This window comes from Zhenpiania hominis (assembly GCF_014333425.1).
GTDB lineage: Bacteria > Bacillota > Clostridia > Peptostreptococcales > Anaerovoracaceae > Hominibacterium > Hominibacterium hominis.
In genome coordinates this window covers 117,920-128,867 of sequence record NZ_JACRYT010000008.1, presented here as the reverse complement: position 1 = coordinate 128,867, position 10,948 = coordinate 117,920, and the positions used below count along the sequence as shown (strand labels likewise).

The following is a 10,948-nucleotide window of genomic DNA, read 5'->3' as shown; positions in this document are numbered from 1 at the left end:
CATCGATATCAGAAATCCCTCCGGAATATGCTTTCTCCAATATTTTGTTGATGAGTTTTTTTGCGATTTGTTGTATAATTGTTTCCATAAGAGACCAGTTCCTTTCGTGAGTTTTTGTGATGAAAACTATTTTATCATTTTGGAACTGTCTCTTTTTAGTTCTCTCTCAAAAATTCCACAATTATTTTACACTATCTACGAGAAGACGAAATGGGATTTTTTCAGACGTTATGACAAAGCTGCTCAAACTGGATATCAATTCTCAATTTCGTAAAGTGACTCCAGGGATAGGCGTTATTTTCCAGATAGCGGCCCTTGTATAAAGAAAAGGCTTGTCTGCAGGCCGCAGGGCTCCCATCTTCTGCGCAGCGCTCAAAGTCATACAGATCACAGTCAAAAATACTGGTGTCGACTCTCTGGCTTCCGCGGCTTCCCAGCAACAGATGTTCCAGACCGTTAGAGGCCAGTTTTTTTCTCAGATTATGAAGGGTTGTGTGATAATTGGAAGACGCCTTTTTTTCATCCACATCCGGCCAGAGCGTCTGTTTAATGGCGTCGCTGCTTACTTCGGCGCCTCTGCTGTCTATGAGAAATGCCAGCAGTTCTTTTGTTTTGGAATTTTTCCAGGAGATAGGCGTATCTCCCACAAAGATTTCAAAGGAGCCAAAGGTTTTTATATAAACGCGGCGGATGTTTTTGGTTGTATGCTTTTCTTTCAGTTTGTCCAATGCTTCCCGCAGGCGCTGCATGCTGAACGGAGAATTAAGATAATCGACGGCGCCATATTGAAAACTTTCTACCGCGTATTTCCCGCTTTTGGAAAGAAAGATAACCGGGAGGGAGGAATCCAGCGTATGAAACACCTTTAAAAAACGCAGGGAAGAACAGGCGTCCGAATCAATGTCTATTACAGCACCGCTTAGAGAAGGAGATTCCGCTGTGAAAGAAAGGCTGTCGATCGGGTCGGTAAAACAGAGGAGCTCGCTTTCCGGTTCCAGCTTGCTTATGGCGTCTGAAATTTGTGTGATTAGCAGCTTCTGCTGGCTAAAGATCAGGATGCGTTCCATTTAAATCTGCCCCCTCCTTTTGCGTTCAATGATTAGGATTCGCGGTGGTGCGGGATAAAATGAAAGAAGCAGACCGGCCGCGCTGGCCGGCCTGCTGTGGATTAATCAACTTCGATTAAGGTTTCGCCCGCTTTTACAGTCTGGCCTTTTTCTACCAGAATTTTTTTCACGGTTCCATCAAAATCTGCAGGAATTTCGTTTTCCATTTTCATGGCTTCCAGAATAATAACGACCTCATCTTCTTTGATTTCCTGTCCCTCACTGACCTTAATCTCCCAGATAGAACCGGGCAGAGGGGATTTGATTTCATAACCCATAGTGAACCTCCTTGTTGTGTTTATAAGATTTTAAAAAGATTTGCAATTTCTACGCCATTTTCTTCCAGTACCTTCTTTACGACAGCCGCTTCTTCGACTGCGTTCGGCGCGTCGCCATGGATGCAGACTGTACATGCGTCAATATCGATCAGGTCGCCTTTGACAGTGGCGATTTTTTTCTGTGTGGCTACAGAAACTGCCCGCTCGGCAACATCCTGGGGGCTTCTGGCTTTCTTTGTCCGTTCGATTACCCAGTTGCCGTCTTCATCATAACTGAGATCGATGAGCGCTTCTCCGACCATACGCAGTCCCATTTCTTTTCCGCGTTCAAAGGCAGGCGTATTCGGGGGCAGCATAATGAACAGTTCCGGATTGTAATCTTTTATAGCCTGCAGGAATGGATCGATATATTGTTCATATTCCGAAACCATCCGATATAAAATGCCGTGAGGTTTTACATGCTGCAGTTTTATACCATAGGTCTTCGCGACTCCGTCGATTGCGGCAATCTGAAAGAGTGTATCCGCCCGGAGTTCTTCCGCGGTAAGATCCATCTGGCGTCTGCCGAATCCCTGTTTGTCAGGGAGACCGATATGGGCGCCGACGGCAACATCATATTGTTTGGCCCACTTTATGGTCTGTTCCATAACGAGAGGATCTCCCGCGTGAAAACAGGTAGCAACATTGGCTGAGGAAATATATTTCATCAGCTCTTCGTCATTTCCGAGGGTATAACGTCCAAAACTTTCGCCCATATCGACATTCACATCAATTTTTCGCATTTCCATACCTCCTTACATCGCAATAGAGTCCATAGACAGCCATTCTGCCTGAGCTTTCCGCGCTTCAACCGCCTCCTCAAGAGTAGACAGAACAAAGCACGCGTAGTCCCGCTCCGGAGCGGCCTGCCCGATTTTCCACAAATCCGCGTTGATGACATTCCCGCAGCACATAAACCCTCCGAGGGTGGGACCGTCCGCAATCAGCAGAGAAGGGGTGTTCCCGGTTACATTAATCGCTCCGCGCATATTGTAGGCATGGTCGATAATGTTGGAAGGATGAGAACCGCCGGCGCCGCCGTCCTTTCGGGCAAAGAAGTAATCCGGGAGTGGGTCCAGTCTGCACGCGGAACGGTTGGAATTAACTGAAAACTGGAATTTATTGCTGTACAGATAGTCCATGCCTTCTTCGGTTACAAAGTCTGGGTAAGCGTTCATTCCTGGGATTAGCCTCAGTTGGATCTCGTTTGTATAGACAGGGCGCTTATCCGGAAGGACTTTTCTGCCTTCCAACTCTGTCAGCGGAGCGGAAGGAGAACCGGTCTCCAAAACATCGTCGGTCTTCAGGGGACGGCCTTCATAGCCTCCATAGCCGCCGAACAGACAAGTCGACTTGCTTCCCAGATATACGGGGACGTCAATGCCTCCCGCAATGGAAAGGTAGGCGCGGAACCCGTTTTCTCCATATGTACGGAATTTCAGCTTGTCTCCCGCTGAAACACGGACAGATTCCCACATGGGGAGTTTCTTTCCGTTAAGCGTTGCGCCAAGATCCGCGCCGGTCACTGCAATCACTGTATCCTTTTCAAACTGTGCGTTGAACATACCGACCGCGATTTCGATGCCGGCTTCGCCTTTTTCATTTCCGACCAAGAGATTTCCGAATTCAAGAGCAACATTATCCATTGCTCCGGCCGGCGCCATTCCTGCGCCCATATATCCCAGCCTTCCCGGCCAGTCTTCCACGACAGCCTGTACGCCGCCCTGTATGATTTTCAACATTTTATTCCCTCCCTTTCCTTAAAGCTTTGGCGCTTTTTCGAGTCCTTCCTGTCTTTGTTTGTTGAACTGTGCGGCTTCCGCCTGAATTTTTTCCGAGTTCAGCCAGTTAATGTAGTCTTTTACAACAATTTCGCCTTCCTCGATTTCATACTGATAATCGGTTTTGTTGTGGACATGCTCGTAAATATTCAGGACTTCCTCTTCGGAAACCTCGTAAAATTTGATGCGATCCGCATTTCGATAGAGGAACGGGGTATCGGCGAACTGAGGATGCTTCATCGCAAACTGGAAGGTTGGGATCGTGCGCCCCATCAGCTGATAACCTCCGCCAGTCGGTGTTGTATAGGTAAAAGCGCATGGGCCGCCCAGGCCGACGGAACCTTCCGGAGTCCAGGTTCTCGGCGGGTTATATTTGGGAACAACCAGAGCGCATCTGGGATCCAGCGGCCAGAAAAAACCGCCTCCGGGCCAGAATCCACAGCCGCTGTTGAACCATTCGGTTTCCATAAATTTTTCTTTCGCTTCTTTGACAGAGACGCCGTTACACTGGGCGATATATTCCAGATTGTATCCGCCTTCACAGTTAGGCGCGTCAGGCCGGATAAGCTGAAGATATTTTTCTACTGCCTTTTTCGTCTCAGTGTCTTCAAAGGCGACCGGCAGCCGGATCAGTCTTGAAGGAATTACCATATTGTCAAGAGAATTCAGCTGATCCTCGCATTCGGCGATTTCGTCAATTAAACGTTCAACAGGAAGAATCAGCGGATCAAAATGGAACATATTCGTTCTCAGCCCCGGAACGGTTTCGATCAGACCGTCAATTCCCTTTTCCTTCACTTTTGCGTCAATGGCCAGAATGCGGAAGGAATCCGGAACATACAGCCGCTGCTCATGTCCGTACTCAATCTGCAGAAATCCGTCGCCGGCCTGCCGGAAAAGAACCTCTGTCCGCGCATCCGTTGCGGGAAGCGTACGCAGTATGGTCGAATACGCCTTTTGTTTTTCATTCATAAGGGTACCTCCTAGTATGACAGTGTCAAACTGCAATCTCTGACAAAATAACTTAAAAAAAGATTAATGATAAAGTTTAATGTTTATTTAAGGTCATTATATAGAATAATCAGATAAATGTCAATTTTTTATTAATTAGAAAATTGAGAAAATATATGCGCGGTGAGGCTGGTGAGGCTGATTTGTAGAATTTTGTTAAAAAACACATAAAAAAATTATATTAATTGTTAAAAATAACAAGAGTGGGTTGATTTTCTTGAAAAATGCGTTATAATAGGTTGTGCTCAGGGCAAAAATGGTGTATATATTTAAGTGCGAATGAGAAATTTATTATGGAAGAAAAGGATGAATGCGAAATGAAAGTAACAGGATCACAGTTAGTGGCAGAAGTTTTGTTAGAACATGGTGTAGATACGGTATTCGGCTATCCGGGCGGAACCGCGCTGAATCTATACGACGTCCTGTACGAATACAGGGACAAAATCAAGCACGTCCTTACTGCGCATGAACAGGGAGCGGCCCACGCGGCGGACGGCTATTACCGGGCAACCGGAAGAACCGGAGTCGTCTTCGCGACCAGCGGTCCGGGCGCGACCAATCTGGTTACGGGAATCGCAACAGCTTTCATGGACAGCATTCCAATGATCGCGATTACAGCAAATGTTCCGGACAACCTGATTGGCAGGGACGCGTTTCAGGAGATTTGCATTACAGGAGTGACACTGCCGATTACAAAGCACAGTTTCTTTGTAAACCGCATTGAGGATCTGGAGCACGCGCTGAGAGAATCCTTCCGGATCGCAAACAGTGGAAGGAAAGGTCCGGTACTGATTGACATTACAAAGGACGTAACCGCGGCTACCATTGATTACAAAAAAGGAAAACCGCTCCCGCTTCAGCCGAATCCGAAGGCAGATGAAAAGGAAGTGGCGGAAATCGCGGAAATGATTAATCGGGCGGAGCGTCCTGTTATCTACTTCGGAGGAGGCGTAGCCGCTTCTGACGCTGGTGATGAACTGAATGAACTGCTGGAAATCGCGGATATCCCGGCTACATATACCCTCATGGCGGCAGGAATTCTGGGTTATGAGAATAAACGAAACCTGGGGCTTATCGGCATGCACGGAAGCATCGCGGCGAACAGAGCGGTGGATCGGGCGGATCTTTTGATCGCTCTGGGTTGCCGGTTCAGCGATCGGGTAGCTTTGAATCCGGAAAAGTTCGCGCGCAGAGCGAAAAAGGTTCAGGTAGATATTGACAAGAGCGAGATTAACAAAAATGTGCTTGTAGATAAAAGCGTGATCAGCGATGTGAAGGACTTTTTGCAGAAGCTGCTTCCGCTGATTGAAAAGCGTGATCACGCGGAATGGGTCGCCCAGTCTACGGAATGGAAGAAAAAGACCGGCGATGTAAAGTGCCAGGACGCGGAACTGCATCCGAGCGAGATTGTGACAGCTGTCTGTGATTTGACCGATAAAGAGACCATTTATGTAACCGACGTCGGACAACATCAGATGTGGGCAGCCCAGTATCTGAAGCATGACCGCACGAAGGATTTTATTACCAGCGGAGGGCTGGGAACAATGGGATTCGGTTACGGAGCCGCCATTGGGGCGCAGATCGGATGTCCGGAGAAGAGAGTTATCCACTTCACCGGAGACGGATCGTTCCATATGAACCTTAATGAGGCCTGTACTGCAGTAAGTGAGAATCTTCCTATTATAACCGTTATCATGAACAACCATGTTCTTGGAATGGTATACCAGTGGCAGACCAGCTTTTACGGACGGCGTTATTCGGCGACGACCCCCAACAGAAAGACGGACTTCCCTAAACTGGCGGAAGCCTTCGGCGCGAAGGGGTACTCGGCGACGACTCCGACTGAGTTTGAGGATGTATTTAAAAAAGCCCTTAAAGAAAAAGGCCCTGTATGGATTGACTGTGCCATTGCTACAGAAGAACGGGTTCTGCCGATGATTCCGGGAGGCGGAACGGTTGAAGACATGATAATCGGGTAGGAAGGAGCAGGAAATGGATAAAACATTGAGAAAAGAAGTAATCAGTATATTGGTTGACAACCAGTCCAATGTTCTGACCAGAGTGGTCAGCCTCTTCGGAAGACGCGGATTTAATATTGACTCCCTTACGGTGTCGACAACCAACAATCCGGAGATTTCCAGAATTACGATTGTGTTTACCGGTACAGAACAAGCTCTGCATCAGATTTTGACACAGACAGAAAAATTGGAAGTGGTTCGCGATATTTTCACTTTGGACGCGGGAAACAGTTTGTACCGGGAACTATTGCTGGTTAAGATCAAGTGTGATAAAACGGATCGTTCCGCGATCCGGGAGATCATTGAGATTTATAGAGGAAAGATTATCGATCTATCCAAGGACAGCATGATTGTCGAGCTGACCGGAGCCCCGGAAAAGCTGGACGGATTTATGAATATGCTGGACTGCTATGACATCGCGGAAGTTTGCAGAACCGGTATTACCGGGATTGAAAGAGGCATTCAGGAACATAGAATCTGACGCGGATGCCCGAAATTGAGCCAACTATATTAATTTAAAATATATAAAGGAGATAGAAGAAAATGATTAAGAAGTATTATGATCAGGACTGCAATTTAGGATTATTAGATGGAAAAACGGTTGCGATCCTTGGATTCGGAAGCCAGGGCCACGCTCACGCTATGAATCTGAATGAAAGCGGCGTTAATGTAGTAGTAGGCCTGAGACCCGGCTCAAGACATACCGCGAAAGCGGAAGCTGCGGGTCTGAAAGTTATGGACATTGAGGCGGCCGCGGAGGCCGGTGACATTGTTATGGTATTGACTCCGGATGAACTGCAGGCTCAGATTTATAAAGAACAGATCGAAAAGCATCTGAAAGAAGGAAATGTTCTGGCGTTTGCCCATGGTTTCAATATTCATTTCAACCAGATTACTCCTCCGGAAAACGTTGATGTTATCATGATCGCGCCGAAAGGACCGGGACATACGGTAAGATCCCAGTATGTAGAGGGAAAAGGCGTTCCAAGCCTGATCGCGGTTTATCAGGACGCTTCCGGAAAAGCGAAGGACTACGCGCTGGCATACGCGAGCGGAATCGGCGCGGGACGCGCGGGTATTCTGGAAACAACCTTTAAAGAAGAGACTGAAACAGACCTCTTTGGTGAACAGGCAGTTCTGTGCGGCGGCGTAACGGAGCTGATGAAAGCCGGATTTGAAACTCTGGTAGAAGCAGGATATGAACCGGAAATGGCATACTTTGAATGTATCCATGAAATGAAGCTGATCGTTGACCTGATTTACGAAGGCGGATTCGATAAGATGAGATATTCTATCTCCAATACTGCGGAATACGGTGATTACAGAACAGGAAAGAGACTGATCACAGAAGATACAAGAAAAGAGATGAAGCAGGTTCTGACTGAAATCCAGAACGGAACGTTCGCAAGTGAATTTATTCAGGAATTCCAGGCAGGCGGAAAAGCGAGATTCCTGGCGACAAGAAAGAACGAGTCCGAACATCAGCTGTGCAAGACTGGTACAGAGCTTAGGAAGCTGATGAGCTGGATTAAGAAATAGGGCGGAGCATAGTTTTGCTCTGTCACTGGTCCTCGGCGCTTCGCGCCTGCGGAGGTTCCGGCGCAAAACTATGCTCCGCCGGTTGGGGGAGTGAGTTTTGTGGGAGGCTGAGAATTTTGCACGGACAACTTTGCCGGGCAGCTGGTTCTCGGGGCTTCGCACCTGCGGAGGTTCCGGCGCGAAACTATGCTCCGCCAGTTGGGGAGTGAGTTTTGCGGGAGGTTGAGAATTTTGCGCGGGCAACCTTGCCGGGCAGCTGGTTCTCGGGGCTTCGCGCCTGCGGAGGTTCCGGCGCGAAACTATGCTCCGCCGGTTGGGGAGTGAGTTTTGCGGGGAGTTGAGAGGATCGGGAGAAAACAGATGAAAGGTATTAGATGGGACGGGTGCTGGGCATCGGTCCCATCTGTGTAAAGGAGAGTATTATGGCATTGAGAAGTGCGAAGGTGACTCAGGGCGTGGAAAAAGCACCTATGCGGAGTTTGTTTTACGCCATGGGATATACGAAGGAAGAACTGGATCGGCCGCTGATCGGTGTGGTTTCGGCGAAAAGTGAAATTGTTCCCGGACATATGCATCTGGATAAGGTGGCGGAAGCGGTTAAGGCTGGAGTCCGTATGGCAGGCGGAACGCCGATTGAGATTCCGGCGATCGGGGTCTGCGACGGAATCGCGATGGGGCATATTGGAATGAAGTACAGCCTGGCGAGCAGAGAGCTGATCGCGGACAGTGTGGAAACTATGATTATGGCCCATGCTCTGGATGGCGCTGTGCTGGTTCCCAACTGTGACAAGATTGTACCCGGTATGGTGATGGCTGCGGTAAGAATGGATATTCCGGCTGTGGTATGCTCCGGAGGACCGATGATGTCCGGTCTTGTGGACGGAGAAGAAACCAGCCTTTCCAAAATGTTTGAAGCGGTAGGGGCGCGAAAGGCGGATCTGATCGACGATGAACAGCTGGAAGAATTCGAACAAAACACATGCCCGGGATGTGGTTCGTGTTCCGGTATGTATACGGCCAACAGCATGAACTGTCTGTGTGAAGCCATCGGGATCGCTCTTCCGGGGAACGGGACGATACCGGCGGTGGAAAGCGGCAGAATCCGTCTGGCGAAGCATGCGGGAATGGCAATTATGAATCTGGTGGAAAAGAACATCACTGCCAGAGACATCATTAACGAAAAGTCCATAAAAAACGCGCTGGCCTGTGATATGGCGCTGGGATGCTCCTCCAACAGCGTGCTCCACCTCCTGGCGATCGCCAATGAAGCGGGCGTGGAATTGAATCTGAATATTTTCAACGAGTTCAGCAGTAAAGTCCCGAATTTGTGCCATCTGGCTCCGGCAGGAGGAACGCACATGCACGATTTAAACCGGGCAGGCGGTCTGATGGCTGTGTTCAGTGAACTGGACAAAAAAGGACTGATTGACAAAAGCCTGATTACGGCTTCCGGGAAAACGGTAGGTGAAAATATGGAAGGAGCCTATGTAAAGGATCATTCCATTATCCGTCCGGTTGACGATCCATACAGTGAAACCGGCGGAATCGCTATTCTGTGGGGAAATATCGCAAGGAACGGCTGTGTCGTAAAAAGAAGCGCGGTAGCTCCGGAGATGCTGACCCACTCAGGCCCTGCCAGAGTATTTAATTGTGAAGAAGAAGCGATTGAGGCAATTTACGGTGGAAAGATTGTAGATGGAGACGTAGTGGTTATTCGCTATGAAGGGCCGAAGGGCGGTCCGGGAATGCGGGAAATGCTCAACCCTACCAGCGCGCTTGCGGGCATGAAGCTGGATAAAACGGTCGCGTTGATTACAGATGGAAGGTTCAGCGGCGCCAGCAGGGGCGCTTCGATTGGACATGTGGCGCCGGAAGCTGCCGCCGGAGGAAATATCGCTTATATTGAAGAAGGGGATATCATTGAAATTGATATACCGGCTTCGAAAATCAATGTTAATGTCAGCGATGAAGAGCTTGAGAAAAGAAAAGCGGCATACAAAGCTCCGGAATTCGGCGCGAAGTCCGGGTGGCTGGCAAGATATCAGAGGAATGTTTCTTCCGCGGATAAGGGTGCGGTAATGGAATAATCTATCTCCCCTCTGTAAGGAAAACACCTGCATGGCGAAAAAGATCATGCACGGTGTTTTCTTTTGTGTTCAGGTAAAGGGCGCTGCGCGCGCGGGAATCATAAGGATATTGGAGCTGAACATAAAGAAGAAAGAATATAATGGAAGAAAATTGAAAAGATGTTGAGTAAAAGTTGAGAATGTGATACGATGATATTATCTAAGGGGAGAAAGAAGGAAGTATGGATATAGAAGAACTGGGTATGATCTTATCGAAAAATTATGACGCGATAAGAGACAAGAATATTGAAATTGAAAATGAGACCGCGGCCCTGGAGCGAGAGACAAGGCTGCGGCTGGAAGATATGGAAGCGGAAATACAAAACAATATCGACGATATGAAATTGCAGATGAGTACGCTACTGTCAGATTTGAAACGAACTTTCAAATCCCAGTCAGATGAATTTCATGAAGATATTCAGATGGATATGAAGGCTCTGGAAACAGGCGAGGATTTTCAGAAAAACCTGAGGACCGATCTGCGGACAATCAAGAAAGAGCTGCAGGCGGATATTTTAAATATGAAGCTGGATTTTCGTTCCGCTTTGGAGACATTGGATGAAAGCGCCATGACTACGATGGCGGATTTAAGCGATCGCTCCAGAGAGGAACTGAACGCGGCAGTTGAGCAGGCCCTGATAGAAGCAAAGAACTCCGATCCGGTTATCCCGGAGAGTGAGTCTGACGAAGTGGATCTTGATGCTGAGGAGCAGGACTTTGTGGAGGCAGCCGGTTCTGAGGATTCGGCGGAAGAAAGCTTGCCGCAGGAGGAAATTCAAGCAGAAATGAGAATGCTGGATGTTGCGGAAATTATGAAGGAAAGCGAATCAGCGGAAGAACTGGATGAGGATGAACCCTCATTAGAGCCGGAATCCGCTGCAAATCAAGAGGAAGAAGAAAGCGAAGCTGAGACGGAAGAATCGGAAGCGGATATTCTGGAAGAGGAGCAGGATGTAGAAGAGGACAGCCATTCCCTTCCGGATTCAGAAAATTTTGCGGCTTCGGAGGAATGGGCGGAATTAGAAGAACAGGAAGAATAACGATTTATTG

Annotated in this window: 10 protein-coding genes; 5 read left to right on the top strand and 5 right to left on the bottom strand. The window is 48.3% G+C overall.

Annotated features, from left to right (window positions below; translation table 11 throughout):
• Positions 1–221: 221 nt before the first annotated feature.
• The 5 genes from H9L42_RS09275 to H9L42_RS09255 form a co-directional block, all read right to left on the bottom strand.
• Positions 222–1,067 carry a hypothetical protein gene (locus H9L42_RS09275; RefSeq protein WP_187303123.1) on the bottom strand — a complete coding sequence of 282 codons (846 nt, stop codon included), beginning with the start codon at positions 1,065–1,067 and terminating at the stop codon, positions 222–224.
• Between the two features lie 101 nt (positions 1,068–1,168).
• A complete protein-coding gene (locus H9L42_RS09270) occupies positions 1,169–1,384 on the bottom strand; it encodes an acyl-CoA carboxylase biotin carboxyl carrier protein subunit (RefSeq protein ID WP_187303122.1) in 216 nt (71 codons plus the stop codon).
• 20 nt (positions 1,385–1,404) lie between these two features.
• Positions 1,405–2,166 carry a 5-oxoprolinase subunit PxpA gene (locus H9L42_RS09265; RefSeq protein ID WP_187303121.1) on the bottom strand — a complete coding sequence of 254 codons (762 nt, stop codon included), beginning with the start codon at positions 2,164–2,166 and terminating at the stop codon, positions 1,405–1,407.
• Between the two features lie 12 nt (positions 2,167–2,178).
• The gene (locus tag H9L42_RS09260; protein WP_187303120.1) at positions 2,179–3,165 is read right to left on the bottom strand and encodes a 5-oxoprolinase subunit C family protein; all 987 of its coding nucleotides are present in this window, start codon (positions 3,163–3,165) and stop codon (positions 2,179–2,181) included.
• A gap of 18 nt (positions 3,166–3,183) precedes the next feature.
• Positions 3,184–4,176 carry a carboxyltransferase domain-containing protein gene (locus tag H9L42_RS09255; protein ID WP_187303119.1) on the bottom strand — a complete coding sequence of 331 codons (993 nt, stop codon included), beginning with the start codon at positions 4,174–4,176 and terminating at the stop codon, positions 3,184–3,186.
• A 356-nt stretch (positions 4,177–4,532) separates the two neighbouring features.
• Between H9L42_RS09255 and ilvB the strand changes: the two genes are divergently transcribed.
• The 5 genes from ilvB (at position 4,533) to H9L42_RS09230 (ending at position 10,938) form a co-directional block, all read left to right on the top strand.
• Positions 4,533–6,194, top strand: a complete 1,662-nt coding sequence (gene ilvB / locus H9L42_RS09250; RefSeq protein ID WP_187303118.1) for a biosynthetic-type acetolactate synthase large subunit — start codon at positions 4,533–4,535, stop codon at positions 6,192–6,194.
• A gap of 13 nt (positions 6,195–6,207) precedes the next feature.
• The gene (gene ilvN / locus H9L42_RS09245) at positions 6,208–6,714 is read left to right on the top strand and encodes an acetolactate synthase small subunit (protein ID WP_187303117.1); all 507 of its coding nucleotides are present in this window, start codon (positions 6,208–6,210) and stop codon (positions 6,712–6,714) included.
• 62 nt (positions 6,715–6,776) lie between these two features.
• Entirely contained in the window at positions 6,777–7,772 is a 996-nt protein-coding gene (gene ilvC / locus H9L42_RS09240) for a ketol-acid reductoisomerase (RefSeq protein WP_187303116.1), read from the top strand.
• Between the two features lie 422 nt (positions 7,773–8,194).
• Positions 8,195–9,859, top strand: a complete 1,665-nt coding sequence (gene ilvD / locus H9L42_RS09235; protein ID WP_187303115.1) for a dihydroxy-acid dehydratase — start codon at positions 8,195–8,197, stop codon at positions 9,857–9,859.
• Between the two features lie 221 nt (positions 9,860–10,080).
• Positions 10,081–10,938, top strand: a complete 858-nt coding sequence (locus H9L42_RS09230; protein ID WP_187303114.1) for a hypothetical protein — start codon at positions 10,081–10,083, stop codon at positions 10,936–10,938.
• Positions 10,939–10,948 lie beyond the last annotated feature (10 nt).